The following is a 25,306-nucleotide window of genomic DNA, read 5'->3' on the forward strand; positions in this document are numbered from 1 at the left end:
AGACGTAACTCCGGAGCGCCCCGACGACTCACGCTGATTAAATATCCGAACCCGAGCTGAGTGTTACGTCAGGTCAGTGTTACCTCTCGCCGGATGTGCTGTAAATCCCTCCTCGGCCCCCGGGTAACCTGGTATGCGGCCACCTGGCCTTTCCGCATCCAGTCCCCCGAGAGGTTCTTCGTTGACTACCCCGTCCGACTCGGCCGACATCATCCCAGCCGAGGCGGAGTCTGTCGCCACCACTGCCTCGTCGCAGGACAAGCTCGACAAGGGCGTCCGCGCGGAGGCTCAGCGTCGCCGGACCTTCGCTGTGATCTCACACCCCGATGCCGGTAAGTCGACGTTGACCGAAGCTCTCGCCTTGCACGCGAAGGTGATCTCCGAGGCGGGCGCCGTGCACGGGAAGGCAGGGCGCAAGTCGACGGTGTCCGACTGGATGGAGATGGAGAAGGCCCGCGGTATCTCGGTCAGCTCCACGGCCCTCCAGTTCAACTACCGTTCCACCGAGGCGTCGCCGGACGACCTCACCGACAACGTCATCAACCTGGTCGACACTCCCGGTCACTCTGACTTCTCGGAGGACACTTACCGAGTCCTGACCGCTGTCGACGCCGCCGTCATGCTCATCGACGCCGCGAAGGGTCTCGAACCGCAGACGCTCAAGCTGTTCCAGGTATGTCGTCACCGGGGGATCCCCGTGATCACGGTCATCAACAAGTGGGACCGCCCGGGTCAGACGCCGCTGGAACTGCTCGACGAGATCCATGAGCGGATCGGCCTCACCCCGACTCCCCTGTACTGGCCCGTGGGCATCGCGGGTGACTTCCGAGGACTGCTGCGCCGCGGCGAGGACGGCGCCCCCCGCGAGTACATCCGGTTCACCCGCACCGCGGGCGGCGCCAAGATCGCCCCGGAAGAGGTGATGGACGCGGACGCCGCTCTCGCGAAGGAGGGCAGCGAGTGGGTCACCGCCGCGGAGGAGAGCGAGCTGCTCTCGGCCACCGGCCAGGACCACGATCAGGAATTGTTCCTCGGCGGTCAGACCTCGCCGGTGATCTTCGCGTCGGCGATGCTCAACTTCGGCGTGCGGCAGATCCTCGACACTCTGGTGGAGCTTGCGCCGCCGCCCCGCGCCCGTGAGGACGTCACCGGCACTCCCCGCGAGGTCACGGACCCGTTCAGTGCCGTCGTGTTCAAAGTGCAGGCCGGGATGGATACAGCCCACCGCGACCGCCTCGCGTTCATGCGGATCGTCTCCGGCGTCTTCGAGCGCGGCATGGTGGTCACCCACGCCCAGACAGGTAAGCCCTTCACCACCAAGTACGCGCAGACGGTGTTCGGTCGTGAACGGTCCACCGTCGAATCCGCCTACCCGGGCGATGTGGTGGGACTGGTCAACGCCACGGCCCTCGCCCCCGGGCACACTCTCTATTTCGAGAAGAAGGTGGAGTTCCCGCCGATCCCGTCGTTCGCTCCCGAGCACTTCTCCATCCTGCGGGCAGAGAGCGCTGGCAAGTACAAGCAGTTCCGCCGCGCGGTGGATCAGCTCGACTCCGAAGGTGTCGTGCAGATTCTGCGCAACGACCTTCGCGGCGACGCGTCACCCGTCATGGCGGCGGTCGGTCCCATGCAGTTCGAGGTGGTTGCGGCCCGGATGAAGGCCGAGTTCAACGTCGAGGCCCGGATGGAGCCGCTTGCCTACGCGTTGGCCCGACGGACAGATCCGCAGTCCGTCGACGAGCTGAACCGTCAGCGCGGCGTCGAGGTGTTCACCCGATCCGACGGCGTTCTACTGGCGCTCGTGAGTGACAAGTGGCGACTGCAGTACATTCAGAAGGAGTTGCCTGACCTCACGCTCGAGCCGCTGGTAGCCGCCGCCGACTGAAGTCGGCCGCCCGCCGGATCCGCGGCGGAACCTCGGGTGCTGGTAGCTTTCACGTTCGTATCGAGCAAACTGGCGGGCTGGTGCGAGAACCCGTTTGTCTACGAGCAGGAAGCGACACGATGGAGAACGGCATTTCTACCAATGGATCGGGCAGCAACGGCTCCAGGGGCAACGGCTCGACCGCCGAATCACCCTTCGCGGAACCGAGCAGCGGAGCACTGACCGGCAACGGCGCGTCGACGCCCAGCTCCGCCGAGACGTTCACCTTTCCGTTGCCGACGCGCAGCTCGGGCTCCCACAGCACCGAGGAGGCAGCCGAGCCGGTTGACACCACCTCGTCCCTCGAGTCCCGTGGACGCACCGTGAAGCGACGCAACGCGATGGGAGTGGCAGCCGTGCGGGTCGCGGGCCGTCTTGCACACACCGAACTCCTCGAGGACCACCTCGCGTCCGCGAGCAGCCACTCCGCCGACCCCACCGTGGACGCCGACGAACTGCTCGAGCTGCTCGGTGAGTACCTCGTGGCGGCCGGATTCGAACGGCCGGAGATTCACGCCCAGCTGAACGGCCAGTCGATCGTCGTGGACCTGCGCTCCCCCTCCACTACCCTTCGCTGACCGTCCCGTATCCGGCAGGCGCCTACGGCCACAGAATCGCGCGCGTCCACCCTTCGCCCGAGGGCTCTCTTCGGTAGCTCCAGCGCTGATGCCGGCGTCCGGGATCGGCCTGCCAGAATTCGACACTGTCGGGCACTAGGCACCAGGCTCGCCACGTGCTCGACACGAAGTCGGGGTCGGCCTCGATGCTCGCGGCCGCCGCCGTGACAACCCGTTCGTACTCCGCGGGATCGGTGAGCACCTCGCTCTGGCGACTCGCAGTCGCGACGGCGCGGGCGGTCACCGACCGCTCCCGGAAATCGCGGGCCGACACGTCCGGACCGCCGTCGACCACGGTTCCGCGCACCCGGATCTGACGCCCTCGTTCCCGCCAGTAGAACGTCAGCGCAGCAACAGCGTTCGACGTCAGATCACGCCCCTTCGGCGAACGCGTGTCGCCGGAAAACCAGAAACCTCGCTCCGTGACGTCCTTGAGTAGAAGGAACCGAGCGTCGGGCCGACCGCCCGGGTCCACCGTCGACAACGCGGCGGCGTGCGGTTCTGGAACACCGGCCGCCGCCGCCTCGGCGAGCCAGTCGAGAAAGAGGACCTGCGGCGCGTCCGGCAACGCATCGACGGGCAGTGGTTCGGGAGGCGCTGGGTCGACGACGGTGAGCGCGGGCAAAGCCCGTATCCACGCCCGGGTGTCCGGGAACGACGACGGGTCCGGTGCGATCGGCATGTGCCGACAGTAGCGGGCCGGTGTGGCCTACGGCCCGACGAGCATCCAGCGGTGCCCGAACGGATCGATGAGGGTGGCGTTGCGATGCCCGTGCCCCTCGGAGATCCACCGCTCCACGGTCCCTCCGGCATCGCGGGCACTCAACAGGACGGCGTCGGGATCGTCGACGGCGAGCATCAAGCTGACCGATGTCGAACCTGCCTCCGGCGCAGTCAAACCCATTTCCGGGAACTCCTCGGCGAGGTAGATCATCCCGGTGGGGAGCTGCAACTCCACGTGGCCGATCCTGCCGTCGTCCAAAACGATCGGCTCCCCGACCACTCGCGCGCCGAACACCGCCGAATACCACTCGACAGCTTCGGTGCCTCTTCGCACCGTGAGGTACGGCACCGCACCGGGAACGGGCACTGCAGACGACATCGTCACCTCCCGCCTCGTCGTGGCAACCTCCGGTGCTCGGTCAGGCCGAGGCGGGGGGTTGCAACATCGCCCATTTGTTGGAAGTCAGCCGGAAACTCGGGAAGTCCGACAGCGCAGCCACCGATTCCCAAGTGCGCTCGTACCCGGTGGAAGTGATCCGCCACGCACCGTCCGGGCACCGGACGTAACTGTCGTGATAGTAGGCCGACCCCCGCAGCAACATGCCGTCCTCGGGGATGAGCGTGGTGTCTGCAAGAAACCACACGCCGACAGCCGTGTCACCGGTGACGGTGATCTCGGGCTGCCCGCACTGGTGCTCGGTGATCACATGGGTGCCCAACGTGTTCTCCAGAAAGGACACGAAGGAGTCACGGGAATCGAACGTCAGGTATTCGCTGTACGTGGCCTTGACTTCGGGAACCATGGTGTCGGCGAATTCTTCCCACGACTTGGTATCGAGTGCACGAGAGTAACGGTGCTTGAGCTGCTCGATCTGTTTGATTGCTTCGAGATCCATGACCCCCGCCTCCTGTGCAGCGACATGCATGCCCTGGACTGCAGATTAGTCCGAACATCTGCGGGCTCGCCTTGGATTCCCCCCTTTTGCCCGGATCATGCATATTTGCGCCGTGATTCGGGACACGAAAAGGTCACGAATCGACTTCCCACCCGCACCCGTCGACAAAGCGCCGATCGACTTCCCGGCCACACTCGTTCTCCGATCCCGCCCAGGGTGAATGTGACCCGACATCTACATATAACGCGTTCAACACTAGGGTGTCGCTGACGAGGTTCTCGACCGTCCGGACACCGAAGGGGTTTCCATGCTCGATCCAGCGCGCATACCCGTCATCGTCGGTGTCGGTGACGTACGGTCCGGACGAAGTGGGGTTCCTGCGGGCCCGCGGGAGCCACTCGATCTCATCTCGGAGGCCGCGCAGTCAGCGATTGCCGACTGCGGTGTCGCAGCGCTGCGGTCCCGGATCGACGCGATACACGCGGTCAAGACCGTCAGCTGGTCCTACGACGATCTTCCGGGATTGCTCGCGGCCCGGCTGACGGTGCCGGCGCCCATCACCGCGAGCACCTCGCCGATCGGCGGCCATTGGCCTGCTGCTCTTCTCGACCGCATCGGTGATGACATCGCCGGAGGTCGAACGTCGGTGGCACTGCTGGTGGGCGGTGAGGCGCAGGCGACCATGACGGCGCTACAGAAGTCGGGCACCGATCCGGTGTCGCTCGGCTGGGTAGCGGCACCGGGTGGGCCACCGGCCTTCGATGCCTCCGATCTCGGAAGCCCCGGCATGCAGCGGGCTGGGCTCATCGTGCCGACCCGCGTCTATCCCTTGTTCGAGAATCGCTTCACCTACGACTCGGGCCGCACACCCGAGCAGTCCTCGGCGTGGTCGGCCCGCATGTACTCGGCCTTCTCGGAGCTGGCGGCGAAGAATCCGGCGTCGTGGACGTCGACGGTGTATTCCCCCGAAGACATCGCGACCACCGGACCGGGCAATCGCATGGTCTGTGAACCGTATCCCCTGATGCTCAACGCCATGCCGTTCGTGGATCAGGCGGCAGCGGTCGTGGTGTGCTCCCTGGCGCTCGCCCGCGAACACGGCATCGCCGACGACCGAGTGGTCTATCTGTGGGGTGGCGCCGGAGCGACCGACCCGGTGGATGTGCTTGCCCGCAACAGCTTCGGGACCTCCGCGGCGATGAACCGGGCCGTCGGCCGGGCACTGGCCCAGGCCTCCCTCGAGGCGTCCGCCCTCGACGTCGTCGACGCCTACAGTTGCTTCCCGGTGGTCCCGAAATTGTTGATTCGCGCACTCTGCCTACCCGAGGACACCGTCCCCAGCGTGACCGGTGGGCACTCGTTCTTCGGCGGCCCGCTCAACAGCTACACCCTGCACGCCATCGCCGAAGTGACCCGCCGCGTTCGTGAGGGCGCCGGCCCGGCCCTCGTCCACGGCAACGGCGGATATCTGACGTACCAGCACGTCGTCCTGCTCTCGGGCACGCCGCACCGGAACGGCTACATCGGCACCCCCGAGCCGGAACAGCTCGGTTCGGACGCTCCCGAACTCGTCGCCGGATACGCCGGCGAAGCCGAGATTCTCACGACCACTGTGGAGTACGGCCGCGACGGTGTCCCCGCCACCGGATTCGTCGTCGCACACACGTCCGACGGACGGCGTCTCGCCGGACGCACCGGACCCGAGGACGCAGCAGCCCTGTCGGCGTACACCCGCACTCCCCCGCGGTCGGTGATCGGCCGGACGGTCCATGTCACCGACCGGGACGGTGTGCTGACCGTTCGGTTTCCGACCGGCTAGTCCAGATCGGCGGCCAGTTCCATCCACTGCTCCTCAGCCGCTTCCTTCTCGGCCACCACTTGCTTGAGCTCGACGTCGAGCTTCTGCAGCTTGTCCGGATCCGTCGCCGCCTCGGCCAGCTTCTCGTGCAGCTTCCGCTCGCGCTCGTCCAGCTTGGCGACCGCACGCTCGAGGCGAGAAAGTTCTTTCCGCGCAGCACGTTCCGCCGCACCGTCACGCGCCTGTTTGGGCGCCGACGCACCCGTCGCCGTCGACGCGACGGACGGTGCGCCGACGTCACCCATCACCGCACGGCGTCGCAGGTAGTCCTCGATGCCACCGGGGAGGTTGGTCAGCTTCCCGTCACCGAACAGTGCCCACGTCGTGTCACAGATACGCTCGATCAGGTAGCGGTCGTGGCTGATGACGACCATCGTGCCCGCCCAGCCGTCGAGGATGTCCTCGAGCTGCTGCAGGGTGTCGATGTCGAGGTCGTTGGTCGGCTCGTCGAGAAGAAGGACGTTGGGCTCGGCCATCAGCACTCGCGTGAGCTGGAGGCGGCGCCGCTCACCGCCCGACAGGTCACCGACCGGTGTTCGCTGGCGAGCCGGCGTGAAGCCCAGCCGCTCGGCCAGTTGTCCGGCCGAGACCTCCTTGTCGCCCAGAGTGATTCGCTCCGCGACGTCCTTGACGGCCTCGAGGACCCGCATGCCGATGGGGAGGTCGTCGAGTTCCTGGCGCAACCATCCGATGTGGACCGTCTGTCCCTGGATGCGTTTGCCCGCCGCGGGTTCGATTTCCCCGGCGAGCGTGCGGAGCAACGTCGTCTTGCCGGAACCGTTGACCCCGACCAGACCGACACGTTCACCGGGCGCGAGCCGCCACGTGAGGTCGTCGACGAGCACCCGGCCGTCGGGCGTCTCGAGACGGGCATCCTCGAGTTCGATGACCACCTTGCCGAGCCGGCGCTGCGCGAACGACGCCAAGGCCACGTTGTCGCGGGGCGGCGGCACGTCGGCGATCAACGCCTCCGCGGCCTCGATCCGGTACTTGGGCTTCGACGTGCGGGCCGGAGCACCGCGCCGCAGCCACGCCAACTCCTTGCGGGCCAGGTTACGCCGGCGCTCCTCGGACGCGTCCGCCTGCCGGGACCGCTCCGCCCGTGCGAAAACCCAGTCGTTGTAACCACCCTCGTAGCTTTCGACCCTGCCGCCCACCACTTCCCACGTGCGGTTGGCGACGGTGTCGAGGAACCAGCGGTCGTGGGTGACGACCACGAGGGCGCTACGGCGGGACACCAGGTGCTCGGCCAGCCACTGCACCCCCTCGACGTCGAGGTGGTTGGTGGGTTCGTCGAGTACCAGGAGGTCGAGGTCCTGCACCAGCGCCGCCGCCAGCGCGACACGCCGTCGCTCGCCACCGGACAGTCCGTCGACGGTGACTTCCAAGCCGAGGTTGTCGATTCCGATGCCCGCGAGGACGGAGCGGATGCGGGCGTCACCGGCCCATTCGTGAGCGGCGACGCCGAGCGGTCCGAGAACCACGTCGCCGACACTGGAGCCGGGCGGCAGGACGCCGCGTTGCGTCACCACCGCCATCCGCAGGCCGCCGACCCGGCTGACGCGTCCGGAGTCGGGCGCCTCCACACCGGCGAGCACCTCGAGCATCGTGGTCTTGCCGCCACCGTTGAGGCCGACGACGCCGATGCGTTCGCCTTCCTGTACGCCGAGCGACACCGAATCGAGCAACGGCTTGATGCCGAACGACTTCGATACCTGTTCGAGATTGATCAGATTCGCCATCAGTGCGATCCCTCCGCCGCGTCATTGATTATTCGGGCGCCCGGCACCGGTCCGCTCGCGACCCGCACGGTGCGACACACTCCCGCACCTGCGAGTTCTGCGCTGACACGGACCGCGGCATCCGCGTCAGCGCACAGAAAGGCACAGGTCGGCCCCGACCCGGAGACGATGCCGGCGAGCGCGCCCGCGGCGACTCCGGCGCGCAACGTCCGCCGCAGTCGTGGCTCGAGGGACAGTGCAGCGGCCTGCAGATCGTTGCCCAGCAGCGGCGCGAGCGTTGCAGCGTCGCCCGTCGTGAGCGCATGCATGAGGTCGTCCGCACCGCCGAGCTTCGGTGGTGTGCCGGCGGCGCGCAGGCGGTCGAGTTCCCGGAACACCGTGGGGGTGCTCAACCCACCTTTCGCGAGCGCGAGTACCCAATGGAAGGTGCTGCGCGAGAGAACCGGCAGGAGTCTCTCGCCGCGTCCGGTTCCGAAGGCGGTACCACCGTGCAGCGCAAACGGCACGTCACTACCCAGTTTCGCTGCGAAAGAATGGAGGTCCTCACGAGAGAGGTCGAGATGCCACAGCGCGTTCAGGGCCACCAGCGTCGCGGCGGCGTCGGCGCTGCCGCCCGCCATGCCACCGGCAACCGGGATGCCCTTGTCGATCGAGATCTCGATGTCGGGACGCCGGTCGGCCTCGACCGCAAGCATCTCGGCGGCTTTCCAGACGAGGTTGCGGCTGTCGGTGGGAACCACACGGGCATCCTCACCGCGGACCTTCACCGTCAGCGCATCCGCAGGCGCGACCGACACGGTGTCGCCGAGGGAGAGCGCCTGGAAGACCGTGTTCAGCTCGTGGTAGCCGTCGGCACGTTGGTCCCCGACGGCCAGGTGGAGATTGACCTTGGACGGGGCCCGGACGACGACGGGGCGAGGAACGACGGAAAGCACAAGGATAGAGCTTAGGCGCTCGCAGTACGGGGGTGGAAATGCGTGGCACCCCCGCCCTCAGCTCACAGTCGCGGGCCGAGCTGCGTCGTGAGGCTGCCTCCTCGTGCGAGCGGAAGACGTGTTCGGGCTGTGCGGGCGTCGCCCGACACCTCGGCGGGACGATCGTCGGGATAGCGGAGCTCGCTGGTGAGGGCGGCGGGTGCGTCGAGAACGTCGTGGGAGACGGTGCCGGCGCCCAACTCCAGCCGGTGCCGGAGCAGCGGAACATGCCCCAGATCGGCGTCGGTCGTCCCGATCCAGATTCCGGCGCGTTCCCCCGTGCGGCCGATCTGTACCCGCTCACGCAAGACCAGCGTCGACGTCGGTGCGAGGAGCACGGTCGATTCCACCCGGTGCTCGGCCGCGCCGGCCACGACGGTCGGCTCCAGGGCGCAATCGAGGGCGGCGTCGTCTTCCACATCGACCGACCAGTGCGCCGTCGACACCGTGCATCCCCGGCCGGGCAGCGCCAGGGACGCAGCGACGCTGCGGAGCGACAACCGCGCCCCCGACAGCACCCGAACGGTGATGTCCCAGTGGTCACCGCCGAGCGGGGTGGCGGCCGTGCCGATCACGTGTACCGTGTCGCGCCCGGTGATCCGGGCAGCGAGCCCGCCGACGGCGGAGATCCGGGGGCTCCGGCCGGGAGTCGCCACGATGGTCAGCTCGGTGCGCACTACCCGTGCACGTCGGCGAGCGTGCGTACCTGCTCGCGCACCCACTCCAGAGCCGGCCCGGACGACGGGTCCTCGGTCAGCGAGATCAGCACGGTGGGCCTGCCCTCACGAACCTGCTCGGCGTCCCGCTGCATGACCGACAGATCGGCACCGACCATCGGCGCCAGATCGGTCTTGTTGATGACCAGCAGGTCCGAGAACGTCACCCCCGGACCGCCCTTGCGCGGAACCTTGTCGCCACCGGCGACATCGACGACGAAAATCTGCACGTCGATGAGGCCGGACGAGAACGTGGCCGTCAGGTTGTCGCCGCCCGACTCGACGAGAATCAAGTCGAGCGGTGGGTTGGTGTCGATCAAGTCGTCGATGGCGTCGAGATTGGCGGTGATGTCGTCGCGGATGGCTGTGTGCGGGCAGCCACCGGTCTGCACGGCGGCGATCCGCTCGTCCGGAAGCACGGCGTGGCGACGCAGGAAGTCCGCGTCCTCGGTGGTGTAGATGTCGTTGGTCAGAACGGCGAGGGACAGTTCGTCGCGCAGTTGCCTGCACAGTGCTGCCACCAGAGCCGTTTTGCCCGACCCCACCGGCCCGCCGATGCCGATCCGGACCGGCTCACCCGCTACTCGTGTCCGCTTCGGCCGATCGTGTAGATGATCGTGCGGCTCACCGTCGATGACATGCGGTGGCATGGTTGCTCTCCTTACTCAGGGCTCGTTCAGTGTATTTGTCAGGCTTACTCGTCAGGACGCGAACAGTGGTCGGTCTCGTTCCATGTGGCGCTGGGCGACGACATCGAGAAGCGGATCGGACACGCTCGCCAGCCCGGTCGCGCAGTCATCGGCGACGGCATCGCACAGATCCGCCAAGGTGAAGGTGCAGGCGGCGACCTGCGCGGGATCGAGCGCGAGCAGCCGTTGCGCGGCGATCGCGGATCCGGTCATGGTGGTGTAGACGACGACAAGCGCCGCCTCACGGGCCGAGACACCGGTGAGACGCCCGACCACTCCGGTCACCACCGGCAGGTGCGGACGCGTTCCCAGCAGCGACCAGTTCTGTTCGGGCCAGGTGGTGCGGGACAACCGCAGCAGGCCCCTTCCCTGTGCGCGGGACGAGGTACGCGCCGCCGGCGACGGGGTGCGTGCATCCATCTCTAGGTCGCCCTGGTCGATGGAGAGCCGGCCGTCGCACACAGCCGCGGCGATCGACCCGGCGACCAGCCCGGACGCCCGGATTCGCCTGCGGAGGAACGCGTCCATCGTGGGGATGTCGCGGACCAGACCACTGGTGACGGCCTCTTCCATCCCGCCCGAGTGCACATGCCCGCCGGTCGGCAACCTGGAGTCGGCCAGCGTGAACAGATGGGCGAGGCGCATCAGAACAGGAAATAACGTTGTGCCATCGGCAATTCCGATGCCGGCTGTTCCTCCCACACCTCACCGTCGATACGGACGGTGAACGTATCCGGATCTACCTCGATGCGGGGTTGCGCGTCGTTACGGGGCATGTCGGCCTTACCTCTGGACCGCACGTTCGCGACCGGAACCAGCCGCCGGCCGAGCGCGAGCCGATCGGCCAGACCGTCCTCGAGTGCGTGGGGTGCGACGAAGTGCACCGAGGTCGCCGCGGCGGCCCTGGGCGCCGCCCCGAACATGGGCCGCGGCAGCACCGGTTGCGGCGTCGGAATAGAGGCGTTGGCATCACCCATCGCCGCCCACGCGATCATGCCGCCCTTGATCACCGCGTGCGGCCGCACTCCGAAGAACGCCGGCTCCCACAGCACCAGGTCGGCCAGTTTGCCCACCTCGACGGAGCCGATCTCCTCTTCCAGCCCGTGCGCGACTGCCGGACAGATGGTGTACTTCGCGACGTAACGCTGGACGCGTTGGTTGTCTGCCCCGTTGTCGCCGGGAAGAAAGCCCCGGCGCCGTTTCATCACGTGGGCGGTCTGCCAGGTACGCATCACCACCTCCCCGATGCGCCCCATCGCCTGCGAGTCGCTGCCTATCATCGAGATCGCACCCAGATCGTGGAGCAGATCCTCCGCTGCAATGGTCGACGGCCGGATGCGGCTCTCCGCGAATGCCAGGTCTTCGGGGATCTTGGGATTGAGATGGTGGCACACCATCAGCATGTCGAGGTGCTCGTCCAGTGTGTTGACGGTATGTGGCCGAGTCGGATTGGTGGAACTCGGCAGGACGTTCGGGTGTGCGGCCACCGTGATGATGTCCGGCGCGTGCCCGCCGCCCGCACCCTCGGTGTGATAGGCGTGGATCGCTCGGCCCGCGATGGCGGCGAGGGTGTCCTCCACGAAACCCGCTTCGTTGAGCGTGTCCGAATGCAGGGCCACCTGCACTCCGGCGGCGTCGGCCACCGTGAGACACGCATCGATCGCGGCGGGCGTCGAACCCCAGTCCTCGTGCAGCTTGAAACCGGACACTCCGCCGCGCAACTGTTCCCACATCGACTCGGAACTGACGGTGTTTCCCTTGCCCAGCAGGGCAATGTTCATCGGCCAGCCGTCGAGCGCCTCGAGCATCCGTGCGGTATGCCACGACCCCGGTGTGACGGTGGTGGCCTTGCTGCCCTCGGCCGGTCCGGTGCCGCCGCCGACGAGCGTGGTGATGCCGCCGCCGAGCGCCTCTTCCAGGATCTGCGGTGCGATGAAGTGCACGTGGCAGTCGATCCCGCCGGCAGTGAGGATCTTGCCGTTCCCGGCAATGATCTCCGTGGAGGGACCCACCACCAGGTCGGGGTGCACCCCGGACATCGTGTCGGGGTTGCCGGCTTTCCCGAGAGCCACGATGCGGCCGTCGCGAATACCGATGTCTGCTTTGATGATTCCCCAGTGATCGACGATCACCACTCCGGTGATCACGGTGTCGGGGGCACCGTCGGCCCGCGTCGCACGGCCCTGCCCCATCGACTCCCGCAACACTTTTCCGCCACCGAACACCGCTTCCTCACCGGCGAGGCCTGGTCCCCCGCTGCGGTCCTCGGTGATCTCGATCAGGAGGTCGGTATCGGCGAGCCGGATACGATCGCCGGTGGTGGGGCCGAACAGCTCGGCGTATCGGGCACGGCTGAGTTCGGTCAAGACGGGTCCAGCTTTCCGGGAGGCGTCAGGTTCAGCCCGTGCACTTCGCGCCTGCCACCGAGGGGCACCAACGAAACAGTCTGCGCGATGCCCGGTTCGAACCGCACTGCCGTGCCTGCGGGGATGTCGAGCCGCAAGCCGTGCGCGGCCACGCGGTCGAAGTGCAGAGCGGAGTTTGCTTGCGGGAAATGGACATGGCTACCGACCTGTACGGGTCGGTCGCCGGCGTTCACGACCTCGAGCCGCGTGCGGGGCGCGCCCTCGTTGAGCGCTATCACGCCGTCGGCGCAGAACACCTCACCTGGAATCACGGTGTCTCCTATGCAATCGGATCGTGGACGGTGACGAGCTTGGTGCCGTCCGGAAAGGTCGCCTCGACCTGCACGTCGTGCAGCATCTCGGGGACGCCTTCCATCACGTCCGACCGGGTGAGCACTTCACGCCCGGATACCATCAGCTCTGCCACCGAACGTCCGTCCCGCGCCCCCTCGAGGATGTGGTCGGTGATGATCGCGACGGCCTCCGGATGATTGAGCGTCAGGCCCCGCTGCTGCCGCCGGCGCGCGAGTTCGGCGGCGTAGCTCAGAAGCAGACGCTCCTGCTCGTGGGGCGACAAGCGCATGTGTCCTCCTGCGGTCGGTGCGTCGCAATACTGCCACGATCTGCAGTGTGGCACCTCCCACGCCTGCGCCGACTACCGTTCTCGTCGCGGAAACACCGATGACACGAAATCGTCACAGCACTGCCCTATCGGGCCGCACACCTAGTAACCGGCGGGGATGCCGAAGACCCGGATCGCATCTCGGTACATGCCGAGTTGCTGGTCCTTGGTCAAGGGCGCGACTTCGGCGATCAGCTGCCCCGCACTGGTAACGGCGCTCATTGCGCCGACCACCGGAAGCCCGGCAACGTTGAAATCGACCGTTGCCCTACGGATATGGTTGGCCGACGTCACAATGATCGCGCCACCCGCACCGAGCGAGCGCGCCAGCGGAACCGAGTTCAGCGCGTTGGCCACCGTCGATCCGGCACGGTGCTCGGCGTGGATCCGCTGGGGTGCAACACCGTTGGCTTGCAGCCACCCCTGCATGGCGGCTGCCTCGGTGATGCCGTTCTGTGGGTTGCCGCCGGTGACGATGATGGGCGAGAACGGCGACACGAACGACTGGATCACCGTGGCCTGTAGCCGGTTGATCAACTCCGGGCGCATGCTGCCGTCGGGCAGCAGTCCGTAACCGAGAACGATGATGGCGGTGGACGGGCCTTGGATTGCCGGAAGCGGGTTCGGTGGCGTGAACGACGCAGTCCTGACGGCGTCGAGCAGGCCGTGCACGCCGGCCCGCATGCCTGCATCCATCGCTCCCAGTCGCGCGAGCGCGGCCTCGCGGGTGATCAGGTCGGAGGCGGCATCGGCATAGATCGCTTGCAAAGCCACCGCATTCGGGTCGCCCGGGTCCTGGGCGACGGCTCCGCCGATGTCGGCGAGCGCACCTCGGGCGTCCCCGTCAGCAAACTTTCCCTGGGCACTGTTGAAGAGATCCGCCGCCGAGGCCGAGGCCGTCGCGGTCGGTGAGACGAGGAGGACGAACATGAAGAGGGTGGACAGGAGAGCGGCCAGTACCGCTCTGGCCGGATACGGCCGGACACGCGTGTGCATTCTCAACGAGGACCTTTCCGTCGGATTTTCACTACAAGACTCGTGCGATGGTCCGTGGAGCGTCGGCGGCCAGTGTAGTGGCCCGCCCGGGGGCCCTGCCGGGATTTCGTACCCGGCGGTTTGCTCCCCTAATCAGGACAGGACCCGTCCGCAATCGGTGGCATTCTTGTCGTCATGCGAGAAACTTCGGCGCGACTCCTCCGGATGCTCTCACTCCTGCAGACCCGGAAGGAGTGGTCGGGAGCCGAACTGGCCGATCGACTGGGAATCACAGCGCGCACCGTTCGCCGGGACATCGACAAGCTTCGCGACCTCGGTTATCCGGTCGACGCGACCGTCGGCGTCGGCGGCGGATATCAGCTCGGTGCCGGCGCCGAGATGCCGCCTCTACTACTCGACGACGAGGAGGTCCTGGCGGTCGCACTGGGACTCCAATCCGGCTCCACCGGTTCGGTGGTGGGCATCGGCGACGCGTCGATGCGCGCCCTCGCCAAGCTCCGGCAGGTGATGCCGTCGCGGCTTCGGCACCGCCTCGAGACGTTGCAGGTCGACGTGGTGCACCGAGAACCTGCACGGAGCGCCGTGGACGCACAGGTGCTTTCCAGCGTCGCATCTGTGTGCCACAACCACGAGCGTCTCCGCTTCGACTACAGCACCCACGACGGCACCGAGAGTCGTCGCGAGGTGGAGCCCTATCGACTCGTTCGGTCCGGTGTCCGCTGGTATCTGGTGGCATGGGATCTCACGCGTGCCGACTGGCGTTCGTTCCGGGTGGATCGGATGACGCCGAAGATTCCGACAGGACCCCGCTTCACGCCGCGTGAGCTCCCACCGGGTGGCGCCGCCGATTTCGTCGCCCGCGGAATCACCCGCGCCGTCACCCGGGTACGCGCGCGAGTGCTGTTGCACGCTCCGATCGGTGAGATCGCACCCATGGTGCATGAAGACTGGGGCACTCTCGAGGAACTGCCGGACGGCCACTGCGCGGTCGCGCTCGGCGGCGACTCCCTGGCGTCGATCGCTCACTGGCTCAGCGCTTTCGGTACCGACTTCACCGTCCTCGATCCCCCTGAGCTGCGCGAAGAGTGCCGACGGGTGGGCGAGCGCCATCGCCTCTTCGCCGACCGCTACGGTAACGCCTGACCAAGACGCCGTGCGGTGGTCACCGTGTCCCAGATAACGACGGAGCGACACGGCCGTTGTTCGGCGTCCGAGCAGCGACGAGACGAAAGGTCGGGGTTGTCGGGGATGCAGCACACGATTGCCGAGGAGGGGCGCGCTCGCGCGCCGTCAGGGCCCGAAAACAGCGCGAAAGTGCTTGTGGGGGCACATGTGGCGCTCGGCGCCGCAACCGTCGTCACCATGGTGTTCTCGCTGGCGTTCCTCTGCACACTCGACAACGGAAACGATCCGTGGACCTGGCCGGCACGGTACTCGTCGGCATGGTATGTCTGCGCGGCGATTCTCGCCTCGACGGTGTGGGCACTTCTCGTCACCGGTGTGCTGATCTTCCGGCCGGCACGCCGACGCGGACTGGGCACCGCAACCTTCCTCGTCGCCGTGATCCTCGGTATCTGCGCCGTCGTCGGTCTCTTCGGCCCGAATTCTGCGCTTCAGCTCTGGCTGGTGTGCGCGATCAATCTCGCGTATCAGGCTGCGCATCTACGTTCGGTGTGAGATGGAAACGAGGCAAGGCCCCACTCCTGCGGAGTGGGGCCTTGCTCGAACGTCATGTCCCGGCGAACCGGGAAGTCATAGCCGTTCTCAGACCAGGGTGACGCCGGTGGCCTGCGGGCCCTTGTTGCCCTGGCCGATCTCGAACGAAACACGCTGGTTCTCCTCGAGCGTGCGGAAGCCGCCGCTCTGGATCTCCGAGTAATGGACGAACACGTCAGCGCTGCCATCCTCGGGGGCGATGAAGCCGAACCCCTTCTCGGAGTTGAACCACTTCACGATGCCCTCTGCCATGTAAATCTCCTCTAACACAGTTTCTTCTTCAGGTAACCGGCTCGGTTACCTGGGTCATCTGACACGACCGCTTATGACAATTCCTGTGGAGGACGTCCAAACGCTCGCAACCATCGATTTGCGAGCGTGGGAAACACAAACACAAAACTTACGACCTCCAATAGTGAACCACATCGGCGCCCGCTTGTCTCCCCCACCCCGGGATCCGGGTCGATCGGCGCCCACCTGATGGGATTCGAGGCCTCTCGTGCCGGTACCCGCCTCGGCCTGATCCACTTCTCCACTGCCGGCATCCTCCGCAGGACGCGGAGCCGCGGCTACGGACGGGTGGCAGCAAGACGCACGAATGCCGCAGCGTCGAGCCTCTCCCCGCGCGTGGACGGCTCGATCCCTGCCTCGACGAGCCTGCGCTCCGCTTCGGCCGGCGATCCGGCCCAGCCACTGAGCGCCGCTCGTAATGTCTTGCGGCGCTGCGCAAATGCCGCGTCGATCACGGCAAACACTCGTCGCCGGTGCTCGTCGTCGATCGGCCACGGAGGTTCTGCGTAACGATCGATCCGCACCAGTCCCGACTCCACCTTGGGAACAGGCCAGAAGACCGCTTTGCCCACGGACCCCGCACGGCGGACCGAACCGAAGAAGTTGGCCTTCACGCTCGGCACTCCGTAGGTCTTGCTGCCGGGCGGTGCCGCCAGGCGATCCGCCACCTCTGCCTGCACCATCACCAGAGCCGTTCGCAGACTGGGCAATTCCGCAAACAGGTGCAGTAGCACCGGCACGGCCACGTTGTAGGGCAGGTTGGCGACGAGCGCGGTGGGTTCACCGGGGATCTCGGACGGCTGAACGCGCATCGCATCCGCCCCGACCACGGTCAACCGGTCCGCGAGCCCCGGAGCGCGGGCGGCGACCGTGACCGGCAGCCGGGCAGCGAGGTTGGGATCGATCTCGACCGCAATCACCTTGTCCACCACGTCGAGTAGCGCCAGGGTGAGCGACCCTAGACCGGGCCCGACCTCGAGAACTATGTCGCTGCTCCCCACGCCGGCGGTGGCCACGATACGACGAACGGTGTTGGCGTCGTGAACGAAGTTCTGCCCCAGCTGCTTCGTGGGGCGCACACCGAATTCCTCGGCTAGCGAACGCACTTCGGCGGGGCCGAGCAGAGCAGCCTGCCCTCGGGGAGACTGGCCTCGTTCGACATGGGGTGATTCGGCGTCGGACACCAGGGGAACTTTAACGGACTCCGAGCCTGCCCGAACACGTCGGCCATGCTCCCCAGCCCTGCGTCTGCTGCGTTCGGGAAGCGATGGCGATCTGCTCCTCGCGGGTGGCGAGGTCGGCCCGCGGTGCGTACCTGAGACCGCCCTGACGCTCCCAGGTGTTCTGATCGAACTGAACGCCGCCGAAAAAGCCGTTGCCCGTGTTGATGGCCCAGTTCCCGGTGGCTTCACACTGCGCGAGCGCATCCCAGACGGCGCCGTTCTCGACGGGAGGCACCTCCGTGCCCGGTTTCGCGCCGACTCTGATCACCTTGGGCTGCGCGGGCGTGGTGACCGTGGCCGCCACCTGGTTGCGGCCCACTTCCCTGCCGTTGACCGTGTTGACCGCAAAGGTGACGTCCTGCACACCCGGCATGCCCGGGTTCTCCACCACGGTGCGGCTCATGTTCATCGTGGGGTCTTCGATCCGCTGCTCCGGCGGTGCCAACGGCAGGGTCTCGACCTTCGTCTCGACTCGGTCGCGGGTGACCGTGACGCCCATACCCTCCGCCAGCGGCGCGTCCGCGGGGGGCACGACCGTATCGGACTGTTCGAGAGGCGCACCGTGCGCGGTGAGGAACTCCCCGACCGTCGGTGCCGCCAGCCGCACATCCGTCACCGGCGACGCGCCGTCGGTCAGCCTGACCACCATCGGGTTGAGTACCTCCAGCGCGGCGCCGTCGAGAGGCAGGCGCTGCGAACGCGACGCGGACACGTGCACGTCCTCGGCGAGTTCCAACTGCTTCAACGCATCCTCGACGGTGAGCGCCGTGGTCCACACGGTCTTGGGCTGACCGTCCACGGTGAGGGACACCTCGCGTGCGCGGCGCAGAACCACCGTGTCACCGTCGGACAGGGTCGCGTCCCGTTCGGGTGCCACCACGTCGCGCTCGTCGAGCGAGTACCCGGCGTCGGACAGCGCGGCATCGACACTGGTACTCATGGTGCTCAGCGAGACCTTCTCACCGTCCACGTCGAGTGTGACGGTCTTGTGCCGGACCACGGCCATCACTCCGCCGGCGATCAGTGTGGCGAGAAGCAGCGCGACCACGGTGTACAGCAGCGGCGAGCGGGCCGAGTTGATCTTGGCGAAGGGCGACATCGTGTTCCTTTACTCGAGCCGAGCGGGTCAGCGGAGTCCGAGCTTGCTGGTGCAGGCGGGCCAGGCACCCCAGCCCTGCGTCGCTTGGACCTTTTCGGCAACGGAGATCTGCTGCTCGCGCGACGCGAGGTCGGCGCGAGGGGCGTAGGCGGTGCCACCGAAGGCTTCCCAGGTGCTCTGCGTGAACTGGAGTCCCCCGTAGAAGCCGTTCCCGGTGTTGATGGCCCAGTTGCCGGTGGCCTCGCAGTGCGCAATGGAGTCCCAGGTCGACGCGTTGGAGATGGCGATCTCCTTCACGCCGACACGGACGACTGCGGGCGCCGGTTCACGCAGGATCTCCGACTTCAGTTCCTGGCGGCCTGCCTCGACCCCGTTGACGGTCTTCACTGCGGCCGTCACGGTGCGCTCACCGGGTACGCCCGGGTTCTCGACGACGGTCTTGCCCTTGTCGAGCGCGGGATCGTCCACGCGGTTCTCGGGGGGCGCGATCGGCAGGGTCTCGGTGCGGGTCTCGGTGCGGTCGCGGGTCACGCGGATCTCGGCGCCGTCGACCAGGGGGCTGTCGGCGGGAGGTACGACGGTGTCGGCCTGCTCGAGCGGGGCACCCTTGGCCGCCAGCAAATCGCCCACTGTGGGGGCGGCGAGGCGGACCTCGGCGATCGGCGCGGCGCCGTCGGCAACCTTGACGAGCTTGGGTTCGACGACGTCCAGCTCGGCACCTTCGAGCGGAAGGCGCTGCGAACGCGACGCCGAGACGTGCACGTCGTCGGCCAGTTCGAACTGCTTCAGGGCGTCGTCGACGGTGAGCGCCGTGGTCCACACCTTCTTCGGCTCGCCGTCGACGGTGAGCGTGACCTCACGGGCGCGCCGCAACACGACGGTGTCACCTTCGGAGATCGAGGCGCCGGCAGCAGGCGCGACAGCGTCACGCTCGTTGAGGGTGTACCCGGCGTCGTCGAGGGCCCCGCTCACATCGGTAGCCATGGTGCCGAGCGACATGCTCTCGCCGTCGACGTCGATGGTGACGGTCTTGTGCCGGGCTACGGCCAGGGCGCCACCGACGACGAGGGTCGCAAGCAGTGCGGCGACCACCACGTAGAGAAAGGGCGATTTGGCGTTGTTAAGTCTGGCGAGTACTGACACATCAAGTCCCAAAGGCTGGCGAAAGTTTGATCACAGTACGGTAACGAATCGGCTTTGCTATGGCAACTTTGCAGCCTGCACCTGCTACCTAGATCACAAAAAGATTGAGATCGGACATGGTTTTCGACTGGGACGCGAAAACGCGATCGAATTCGGGCCACCCGCGGTGACGCAGTATCTTGCGTCTGCACCAAGAGCCCGGAAGCGACCGGGCACCTGTCATAGAAAGCTGGGGTTCCGTGCACAGCAGATCCGATCGACTTCTGAGACACGTCAGACGTCCGAGAGTGCCCGCGGTGATCGCCGCGCTGACGCTGCTCGTCACACTCGTCGCGCCAGGCCTCGCGGGCGCGCAACAGCCCGATCCGAATGGCGCGCAACAGCCCGCCCCGGGCAACAACTACATCATCGCCACCGATATCACGTTCGCGCCGTTCGAGTTCCAGGACGAGTCCGGCAAGCTCGTCGGCATCGACATGGATCTGCTCGCAGCTATCGCCGAAGACCAGGGATTCGACTACACCGTCAACGCGGTCGGATTCGACGCCGCACTACAGGCGGTCACGGGCGGGCAGGCCAACGGAATGATCGCCGGGATGTCGATCACCGACGCCCGCAAGGCCACATTCGACTTCTCCGACCCGTACTTCGAGTCGGGCGTCCAGATGGGCGTGCTCGAGGACGACGACTCGATCGCCTCGTACGAGGATCTGCGCGGCAAGTCGGTCGCAGTCAAGAACGGCACCGAAGGTGCCACGTATGCGGAGTCCATCAAGAATCAGTACGGCTTCACCACCAAGTACTTCGCCGACTCGTCGAGCATGTTCGACGAGGTGCGCACCGGTAACTCGGCCGCCGTGTTCGAGGACTACCCCGTACTGGCCTACGGCATCAAGCAGGGCAATGGATTCAAGACCGTCACCGACAAGGTTCCGGGCGCAAGTTACGGCTTCGCCGTGGCGAAGGGCCAGAACGCGCAGCTGCTGCAGCAGTTCAACGCCGGGCTCGCCAACCTGAAGGCCAGCGGCCAGTACGACGAGATCCTCGCCCGGTACCTCGACACCGACGCGAGCACAGACGACAATTCCATTCTCGGATTGATCAAGAGCACCTACCCGCTGTTGCTCGAGGGACTGTGGCTCACGATCGTCCTCACCGTGGTCTCGATCGCGATCGCTCTCGTGCTGGGTGCGATCTTCGGCCTGTTCCGGGTGTCGACCAACATCGTGCTGCGCGGAATCGGCACCACCTACGTCGACGTCTTCCGCGGAACGCCGTTGCTGGTGCAGGCCTTCTTCATCTACTTCGGCATTCCGGCGGCACTCGACTTCCAGATGTCGGCGTTCACCGCCGGCATCATCACCCTGAGTCTCAACGCGGGCGCCTACATGGCGGAGATCGTGCGCGGCGGCATCCTGTCGGTCGACAAGGGCCAGATGGAAGCGTCGCGAAGCCTCGGAATCAGTTATCTGAAGTCGATGCAGAAGGTGGTGATGCCGCAGGCCGTGCGCACCATGATCCCGTCGTACATCAATCAGTTCGTGATCACCCTGAAAGATACGTCGATCTTGTCCGTGATCGGGCTCGCCGAGCTCACGCAGACCGGGCGCATCATCATCGCCCGCAACTACCAGTCCTTCAACATGTGGCTGATCATCGGCGTCATGTACTTCATCATCATCATGGCGTTGACCAAGCTGTCGAACCGCCTCGAGAAGAGGATCAATCGATGACCGAATCGAACCCGACCCCGACGGCCACCACCGAGCCGAAGATTCGCGTGCGCGGTCTGAAGAAGTCGTTCGGTGACAATGAGGTACTCAAAGGCATCGACGTCGAGATCCAGAGCGGCGAAGTGGTCTGCGTGATCGGCCCGTCCGGCTCCGGCAAGAGCACCTTCCTGCGCTGCCTCAATCGGCTCGAGGACATCACCGGCGGCAGCGTCGTCGTCGACAACTTCGACGTGAGCGACAAGAAGATCGACATCGACCGGGTGCGTCAGCACATCGGCATGGTGTTCCAGCACTTCAATCTGTTTCCGCACATGACGGCAATCGAGAACGTGATGCTGGGACCCGTCCAGACAAAGCGGGCAACCAAGGAGGAAGCACGGGCAACGGCGGTCCGCCTGCTCGATCAGGTCGGGCTCGCCGAGAAGGCGGACGCCAAGCCCGCGAGCCTGTCCGGCGGGCAGAAGCAGCGGGTCGCGATTGCGCGCGCTCTCGCCATGAACCCGGACATCATGCTGTTCGACGAGGCCACCAGCGCCCTCGACCCGGAGATGGTCGGGGAGGTGCTGCAGGTGCTCCGCGACCTCGCGAAGGGTGGCATGACCATGGTGGTGGTGACGCACGAGATGGGCTTCGCCCGGGAGGTCGCGGATCGGGTGATCTTCATGGCGGACGGTTACGTGGTGGAGGAGGGCACACCCGAGCAGATCTTCGGGAGTCCCCGTGAGGCCCGTACCCAGGACTTCTTGAACAAGGTCCTCTGCCACTTCCAGCGAGGTCAGACGCGCGCGGTGTCCTTCGCCGCCCAGGGCAGCTTGGCACCGAGGAGCCCGTCGACGCCGTACGCGCCGGACCCGACCACTGCAAGAAGCAGAGAGCTGACACCGAGGGCGAGGACCAGTTCGTATCCGCCCTCACTGGCGAAAATGCCCTTGTCGATGTGCGCGATGAAGAACGCGCCCACCATGTCGAGGAACAGCAGGATGCCGAAGATCGGCACCGCCGCGCCGACGATCAGTGCGAGACCGCCGATGATCTCGAGCCAGGTGACAACGAACGCCGAGATACCGGGGAGTGGGACACCCATGCTTTCGAATCCGGCCGTCTGCTTGTCCAGCCCGTTGGTGAAGGCCTTCTGCCAGCCGTGAGCGAGGAAGATGATTCCGATGCCCACCCGGGCGATGAGAATTCCGAGATTGCGAACTGCGGGGTTGTTCATGACCGTGCCTTTCATCGAGGCGTCCCCGCGGATCGGGACGACCGTTACGTGACGGCCATCAGCCTAGAATGTCTTAGTTGAAACTTCAACATAGGGCCTGCGGCCCTGTGAGTGGTTAACGAGTTCAGGGACTCGTCAACCACTCACGGGCCGAAGGCCGTAGACCCGCTCGGCGGTGACCGTCGACGCCCGTGCCAGCGCTTCCGGCTCCTCACCGCGAACCTCTGCCAAAGCACGCACCGTGTAGGGCAGGCAATACGGCTCGTTGGGCGCGCCCCGGAACGGGTGCGGGGTGAGGAACGGGGCGTCCGTCTCCACGATGAGCTGGTCGGCGGGTACGAGGGGAGCCGCCTCTCGCAACGCCTTCGCGTTCTTGAAGCTGACGGTGCCGGAGAAACTGAGCACGTACCCCGCGTCGATGCACTTACGCGCCATGGCCGCATCCGACGAGAAGCAATGGAAGACCACCGTGTCGGGCGCCCCCTCCGCGCGCAGCACGTCCAGCAGCGCCTGATCTGCGTCCCTGTTGTGGATCATCAGCGTTTTTCCGAGCCGCTTCGCCAGGTCGATGTGCCATCGGAAACCCTCTTCCTGCTCCGGCACGGTGGCGCAGCCGTCGAGCTTCCCGGGCCAGTAGAAGTCGAAGCCCGTCTCCCCGACCGCCACCACCCGCGGATCGCCGGCCAATCGCTCGATCTCCGCCTTCGTGACATCGTCGAGGACGTTTGCCCTCGTCGGATGAATGGCGACGGCCGCATACACCCGCGCATCCCAGTTGGCCGCATCGACGGCGAACCGTGCGGCATCCAGGTCGTCGGCCACGGTGACCACGCGCTCCACACCGACAGCGGCAGCCCGGTCCACGATCTTTCGGACACTCGCCGCGTCCGATGCTCCGCATGCGTCGAGATGAGTGTGAGCGTCGACGAGCGGAAACAGTGGCTGGGGCGCTTCGGGTGCGGGACGGTCTTTGCTCATGCGCACATTGTCGACGGCGACACCGCTCGAACGCCAACGCCCTCGTCTCACGGCCGGTCGAAGCGGCGTTTACACCAATCTGCGCGTCGCGGAACCGCGGGGCGCAGATAGAGTGGTCGCACCATGAATGCTGCTGACTCCACCGCTTCGCGGCCACCTTTCTATCTGACGACGGCGATCGCGTACCCCAACGGCGTCCCGCACATCGGTCACGCGTACGAGTACATCTCCTCGGACGCGCTGGCACGGTTCAAGCGCCTCGACGGGTTCGACGTCTTCTTCCTGACCGGAACCGACGAGCACGGCCTGAAGATGCAGCAGACGGCGATCAAGGAAGGTATCGACGTCCGCGAGCTCGCCGCCAGGAACTCCGACGTGTTCGAGGCTCTCGACAAGACCTTGAACATCTCGTACGACCGGTTCATCCGGACCACGGACACCGATCACGAAGAAGCCAGCAAGGCGATCTGGCAGAAGATGCTCGAGCGAGGTGACATCTACCTCGACACCTACTCGGGCTGGTACTCGGTGCGCGACGAGGCCTTCTACACCGAGGCCGAGACGACACTTCAGGAGGACGGCTCGCGGTTGTCCACCGAGACCGGGACGCCGGTCGAATGGACGGAGGAGTCGACCTACTTCTTCAAGCTGTCCGAGTACCAGGACAAGCTGCTGCGGTTGTACGAGGAGAACCCGGACTTCATCGCGCCGGCGACACGTCGCAACGAGATCGTGAGCTTCGTCAAGGGCGGCCTGAAGGACCTGTCGATCTCACGCACCACCTTCGACTGGGGTGTCCCGGTTCCCGGCCACCCCGAGCACGTCATGTACGTGTGGGTGGACGCCCTCACCAACTACCTCACCGGTGCGGGCTACCCCGACACGGAGTCGGAGCAGTTCGGCAAGTTCTGGCCCGCGAATCTCCACATCATCGGCAAGGACATCACCCGGTTCCACACCGTGTACTGGCCGGCATTCCTCATGTCGGCGGGAATCGAGTTGCCGAAGCGGGTCTTCGTGCACGGGTTCCTCTACAACAAGGGCGAGAAGATGTCGAAGTCGGTCGGCAACGTCGTCGACCCGGTCGCCATGGTCGAGCAGTACGGACTCGACGCCGTCCGTTTCTTCCTGCTGCGGGAGATCTCGTACGGGCAGGACGGCAGCTACAGTCACGAGGCCATCGTCACGCGCATCAACGCCGACCTGGCCAACGAGCTGGGCAACCTGGCGCAGCGCTCGCTGTCGATGGTGGCGAAGAACTGTGACGCCCAGGTTCCGGTGCCGGGTGAGCTGACCGACGAGGATTCGGCGATGCTCGCCTCGGCGGACGCCCTGCTGGCCAAGTGCCGTGCCGAATACGACGTCCAGGCGTTGCATCTCGCGCTGGAGGCGATCTGGTCGGTTCTCGGTGAGACCAACCGGTACTTCTCGAAGCAGGAACCGTGGGTGCTGCGCAAGACGGACCCCGAGCGGATGGCCACCGTGCTGTACGTGACGCTCGAGGTGGTGCGCATCGTCGGAATTCTGGTGCAACCGGTGATGCCGGATGCGGCGGAGAAGATTCTGGACCTGCTGGGCCAGAAAGCGGAGGCCCGCCAGTTCACCGACCTCGCCACCCGCATCGTTGCGGGCACGCCACTGCCCGCACCGTCGGGCGTTTTCCCTCGTTACGTGGACGAGTGAGCCGTGCAGGGCCGAGTTGTCGGACCCTGCATGCACACTCTCCTCCATGACGGCGAATAGAA

The 25,306-nt window shown here is 66.3% G+C and carries 25 protein-coding genes and 1 pseudogene; 8 read left to right on the plus strand and 18 right to left on the minus strand.

The window, feature by feature from the left end:
- The first annotated feature begins 181 nt into the window (after positions 1-181).
- Entirely contained in the window at positions 182-1,885 is a 1,704-nt protein-coding gene (locus R4P95_RS15030) for a peptide chain release factor 3 (RefSeq protein WP_109332431.1), read from the plus strand.
- Positions 1,886-2,004: 119 nt separating this feature from the next.
- Positions 2,005-2,502: a hypothetical protein gene (locus R4P95_RS15035; RefSeq protein WP_317746076.1), complete on the plus strand. Its 498-nt coding sequence runs from the start codon at positions 2,005-2,007 to the stop codon at positions 2,500-2,502.
- Positions 2,503-2,524: 22 nt separating this feature from the next.
- Here the strand turns inward: R4P95_RS15035 and R4P95_RS15040 are convergent, their stop codons facing one another.
- From R4P95_RS15040 to R4P95_RS15050, 3 genes are read right to left on the minus strand one after another with little or no spacing between them, the layout of a single operon-like run.
- A complete protein-coding gene (locus tag R4P95_RS15040; protein WP_317746075.1) occupies positions 2,525-3,223 on the minus strand; it encodes a pyridoxal 5'-phosphate synthase in 699 nt (232 codons plus the stop codon).
- A 27-nt stretch (positions 3,224-3,250) separates the two neighbouring features.
- On the minus strand, positions 3,251-3,643 hold the full coding sequence (locus R4P95_RS15045; RefSeq protein WP_213576886.1) for a VOC family protein: 393 nt from the start codon (positions 3,641-3,643) through the stop codon (positions 3,251-3,253).
- Positions 3,644-3,683: 40 nt separating this feature from the next.
- A complete protein-coding gene (locus tag R4P95_RS15050) occupies positions 3,684-4,160 on the minus strand; it encodes a nuclear transport factor 2 family protein (RefSeq protein WP_213576885.1) in 477 nt (158 codons plus the stop codon).
- 307 nt (positions 4,161-4,467) lie between these two features.
- On the opposite strand from R4P95_RS15050, the gene R4P95_RS15055 reads away from it, so the two are divergent.
- A complete protein-coding gene (locus tag R4P95_RS15055) occupies positions 4,468-5,979 on the plus strand; it encodes an acetyl-CoA acetyltransferase (protein WP_317746074.1) in 1,512 nt (503 codons plus the stop codon).
- Here the strand turns inward: R4P95_RS15055 and R4P95_RS15060 are convergent.
- The 9 genes from R4P95_RS15060 to R4P95_RS15100 all read right to left on the minus strand — a co-directional run bounded on the left by R4P95_RS15060 (position 5,976) and on the right by R4P95_RS15100 (position 14,096).
- A complete protein-coding gene (locus R4P95_RS15060; protein WP_317746073.1) occupies positions 5,976-7,760 on the minus strand; it encodes an ABC-F family ATP-binding cassette domain-containing protein in 1,785 nt (594 codons plus the stop codon). The two genes, R4P95_RS15055 and R4P95_RS15060, sit on opposite strands and share 4 nt — an antisense overlap.
- Positions 7,760-8,695, minus strand: a complete 936-nt coding sequence (locus R4P95_RS15065) for a 4-(cytidine 5'-diphospho)-2-C-methyl-D-erythritol kinase (RefSeq protein WP_213576882.1) — start codon at positions 8,693-8,695, stop codon at positions 7,760-7,762. The genes R4P95_RS15060 and R4P95_RS15065 overlap by 1 nt, the downstream gene beginning before the upstream one ends.
- A gap of 62 nt (positions 8,696-8,757) precedes the next feature.
- On the minus strand, positions 8,758-9,411 hold the full coding sequence (locus R4P95_RS15070; RefSeq protein WP_317746072.1) for an urease accessory protein UreD: 654 nt from the start codon (positions 9,409-9,411) through the stop codon (positions 8,758-8,760).
- A complete protein-coding gene (gene ureG, locus R4P95_RS15075) occupies positions 9,411-10,100 on the minus strand; it encodes an urease accessory protein UreG (protein ID WP_213576880.1) in 690 nt (229 codons plus the stop codon). Before ureG ends, R4P95_RS15070 begins: the two co-directional genes overlap by 1 nt.
- Before the next feature lie 51 nt (positions 10,101-10,151).
- Positions 10,152-10,784, minus strand: a complete 633-nt coding sequence (locus R4P95_RS15080; protein ID WP_213576879.1) for an urease accessory protein UreF — start codon at positions 10,782-10,784, stop codon at positions 10,152-10,154.
- Entirely contained in the window at positions 10,784-12,505 is a 1,722-nt protein-coding gene (locus R4P95_RS15085; protein ID WP_213576878.1) for an urease subunit alpha, read from the minus strand. The genes R4P95_RS15080 and R4P95_RS15085 overlap by 1 nt, the downstream gene beginning before the upstream one ends.
- The gene (locus R4P95_RS15090; RefSeq protein WP_109332442.1) at positions 12,502-12,816 is read right to left on the minus strand and encodes an urease subunit beta; all 315 of its coding nucleotides are present in this window, start codon (positions 12,814-12,816) and stop codon (positions 12,502-12,504) included. Before R4P95_RS15090 ends, R4P95_RS15085 begins: the two co-directional genes overlap by 4 nt.
- Before the next feature lie 8 nt (positions 12,817-12,824).
- A complete protein-coding gene (locus tag R4P95_RS15095) occupies positions 12,825-13,127 on the minus strand; it encodes an urease subunit gamma (protein WP_159925067.1) in 303 nt (100 codons plus the stop codon).
- A 141-nt stretch (positions 13,128-13,268) separates the two neighbouring features.
- Positions 13,269-14,096: a YdcF family protein gene (locus R4P95_RS15100; RefSeq protein ID WP_397517725.1), complete on the minus strand. Its 828-nt coding sequence runs from the start codon at positions 14,094-14,096 to the stop codon at positions 13,269-13,271.
- Between the two features lie 240 nt (positions 14,097-14,336).
- Here R4P95_RS15100 and R4P95_RS15105 point away from each other — a divergent pair, with 240 nt between their 5' ends.
- Positions 14,337-15,305 (plus strand): YafY family protein, encoded by a 969-nt coding sequence (locus tag R4P95_RS15105; protein WP_317746070.1) that lies wholly within the window; start codon positions 14,337-14,339, stop codon positions 15,303-15,305.
- Positions 15,306-15,410: 105 nt separating this feature from the next.
- A complete protein-coding gene (locus R4P95_RS15110; protein ID WP_213576875.1) occupies positions 15,411-15,839 on the plus strand; it encodes a hypothetical protein in 429 nt (142 codons plus the stop codon).
- Between the two features lie 87 nt (positions 15,840-15,926).
- Here the strand turns inward: R4P95_RS15110 and R4P95_RS15115 are convergent, their stop codons facing one another.
- The 4 genes from R4P95_RS15115 to R4P95_RS15130 all read right to left on the minus strand — a co-directional run bounded on the left by R4P95_RS15115 (position 15,927) and on the right by R4P95_RS15130 (position 19,634).
- Complete coding sequence (locus tag R4P95_RS15115) at positions 15,927-16,130, minus strand: cold-shock protein (protein ID WP_109332503.1); 204 nt, start codon at positions 16,128-16,130, stop codon at positions 15,927-15,929.
- A gap of 317 nt (positions 16,131-16,447) precedes the next feature.
- A complete protein-coding gene (gene rsmA, locus R4P95_RS15120; protein ID WP_159925059.1) occupies positions 16,448-17,353 on the minus strand; it encodes a 16S rRNA (adenine(1518)-N(6)/adenine(1519)-N(6))-dimethyltransferase RsmA in 906 nt (301 codons plus the stop codon).
- Between the two features lie 10 nt (positions 17,354-17,363).
- Entirely contained in the window at positions 17,364-18,491 is a 1,128-nt protein-coding gene (locus R4P95_RS15125; RefSeq protein ID WP_317746069.1) for a transglycosylase family protein, read from the minus strand.
- A 27-nt stretch (positions 18,492-18,518) separates the two neighbouring features.
- Complete coding sequence (locus R4P95_RS15130) at positions 18,519-19,634, minus strand: resuscitation-promoting factor (protein ID WP_213576873.1); 1,116 nt, start codon at positions 19,632-19,634, stop codon at positions 18,519-18,521.
- 287 nt (positions 19,635-19,921) lie between these two features.
- On the opposite strand from R4P95_RS15130, the gene R4P95_RS15135 reads away from it, so the two are divergent.
- Together R4P95_RS15135 and R4P95_RS15140 are read left to right on the plus strand one after the other, a co-directional pair.
- Positions 19,922-21,367: an amino acid ABC transporter substrate-binding protein/permease gene (locus R4P95_RS15135; protein ID WP_213576872.1), complete on the plus strand. Its 1,446-nt coding sequence runs from the start codon at positions 19,922-19,924 to the stop codon at positions 21,365-21,367.
- A pseudogene (locus tag R4P95_RS15140) lies at positions 21,364-22,125 on the plus strand (amino acid ABC transporter ATP-binding protein); the annotation flags it as partial. The gene R4P95_RS15135 and the pseudogene R4P95_RS15140, both read left to right, overlap by 4 nt.
- Positions 22,126-22,142: 17 nt before the next feature.
- Here the strand turns inward: R4P95_RS15140 and R4P95_RS15145 are convergent.
- Positions 22,143-22,583 carry a DoxX family protein gene (locus R4P95_RS15145; RefSeq protein ID WP_159925049.1) on the minus strand — a complete coding sequence of 147 codons (441 nt, stop codon included), beginning with the start codon at positions 22,581-22,583 and terminating at the stop codon, positions 22,143-22,145.
- Between the two features lie 135 nt (positions 22,584-22,718).
- Entirely contained in the window at positions 22,719-23,561 is an 843-nt protein-coding gene (locus R4P95_RS15150; protein WP_213576871.1) for a TatD family hydrolase, read from the minus strand.
- A gap of 123 nt (positions 23,562-23,684) precedes the next feature.
- On the opposite strand from R4P95_RS15150, the gene metG reads away from it, so the two are divergent.
- The gene (gene metG / locus R4P95_RS15155) at positions 23,685-25,244 is read left to right on the plus strand and encodes a methionine--tRNA ligase (RefSeq protein WP_213576870.1); all 1,560 of its coding nucleotides are present in this window, start codon (positions 23,685-23,687) and stop codon (positions 25,242-25,244) included.
- Positions 25,245-25,306 lie beyond the last annotated feature (62 nt).

Origin of the sequence: Rhodococcus sp. IEGM 27, from assembly GCF_033142305.1 — a bacterium.
Classification (GTDB): Bacteria; Actinomycetota; Actinomycetes; order Mycobacteriales; family Mycobacteriaceae; genus Rhodococcus_F; species Rhodococcus_F oxybenzonivorans.

What these genes read in the sequence shown, in the direction of transcription:
- R4P95_RS15035 (WP_317746076.1), top strand. Translation starts at nt 2,005, where the DNA reads ATGGAGAACGGCATTTCTACCAATGGATCGGGCAGCAACGGCTCCAGG.
- R4P95_RS15040 (WP_317746075.1), bottom strand. Translation starts at nt 3,223, where the DNA reads ATGCCGATCGCACCGGACCCGTCGTCGTTCCCGGACACCCGGGCGTGG.
- R4P95_RS15045 (WP_213576886.1), bottom strand. Translation starts at nt 3,643, where the DNA reads ATGTCGTCTGCAGTGCCCGTTCCCGGTGCGGTGCCGTACCTCACGGTG.
- R4P95_RS15050 (WP_213576885.1), bottom strand. Translation starts at nt 4,160, where the DNA reads ATGGATCTCGAAGCAATCAAACAGATCGAGCAGCTCAAGCACCGTTAC.
- R4P95_RS15055 (WP_317746074.1), top strand. Translation starts at nt 4,468, where the DNA reads ATGCTCGATCCAGCGCGCATACCCGTCATCGTCGGTGTCGGTGACGTA.
- R4P95_RS15060 (WP_317746073.1), bottom strand. Translation starts at nt 7,760, where the DNA reads ATGGCGAATCTGATCAATCTCGAACAGGTATCGAAGTCGTTCGGCATC.
- ureG (WP_213576880.1), bottom strand. Translation starts at nt 10,100, where the DNA reads ATGCCACCGCATGTCATCGACGGTGAGCCGCACGATCATCTACACGAT.
- R4P95_RS15080 (WP_213576879.1), bottom strand. Translation starts at nt 10,784, where the DNA reads ATGCGCCTCGCCCATCTGTTCACGCTGGCCGACTCCAGGTTGCCGACC.
- R4P95_RS15095 (WP_159925067.1), bottom strand. Translation starts at nt 13,127, where the DNA reads ATGCGCTTGTCGCCCCACGAGCAGGAGCGTCTGCTTCTGAGCTACGCC.
- R4P95_RS15100 (WP_397517725.1), bottom strand. Translation starts at nt 14,096, where the DNA reads ATGTTCGTCCTCCTCGTCTCACCGACCGCGACGGCCTCGGCCTCGGCG.
- R4P95_RS15105 (WP_317746070.1), top strand. Translation starts at nt 14,337, where the DNA reads ATGCGAGAAACTTCGGCGCGACTCCTCCGGATGCTCTCACTCCTGCAG.
- R4P95_RS15110 (WP_213576875.1), top strand. Translation starts at nt 15,411, where the DNA reads ATGCAGCACACGATTGCCGAGGAGGGGCGCGCTCGCGCGCCGTCAGGG.
- R4P95_RS15115 (WP_109332503.1), bottom strand. Translation starts at nt 16,130, where the DNA reads ATGGCAGAGGGCATCGTGAAGTGGTTCAACTCCGAGAAGGGGTTCGGC.
- R4P95_RS15125 (WP_317746069.1), bottom strand. Translation starts at nt 18,491, where the DNA reads ATGTCGCCCTTCGCCAAGATCAACTCGGCCCGCTCGCCGCTGCTGTAC.
- R4P95_RS15145 (WP_159925049.1), bottom strand. Translation starts at nt 22,583, where the DNA reads ATGAACAACCCCGCAGTTCGCAATCTCGGAATTCTCATCGCCCGGGTG.
- R4P95_RS15150 (WP_213576871.1), bottom strand. Translation starts at nt 23,561, where the DNA reads ATGAGCAAAGACCGTCCCGCACCCGAAGCGCCCCAGCCACTGTTTCCG.
- metG (WP_213576870.1), top strand. Translation starts at nt 23,685, where the DNA reads ATGAATGCTGCTGACTCCACCGCTTCGCGGCCACCTTTCTATCTGACG.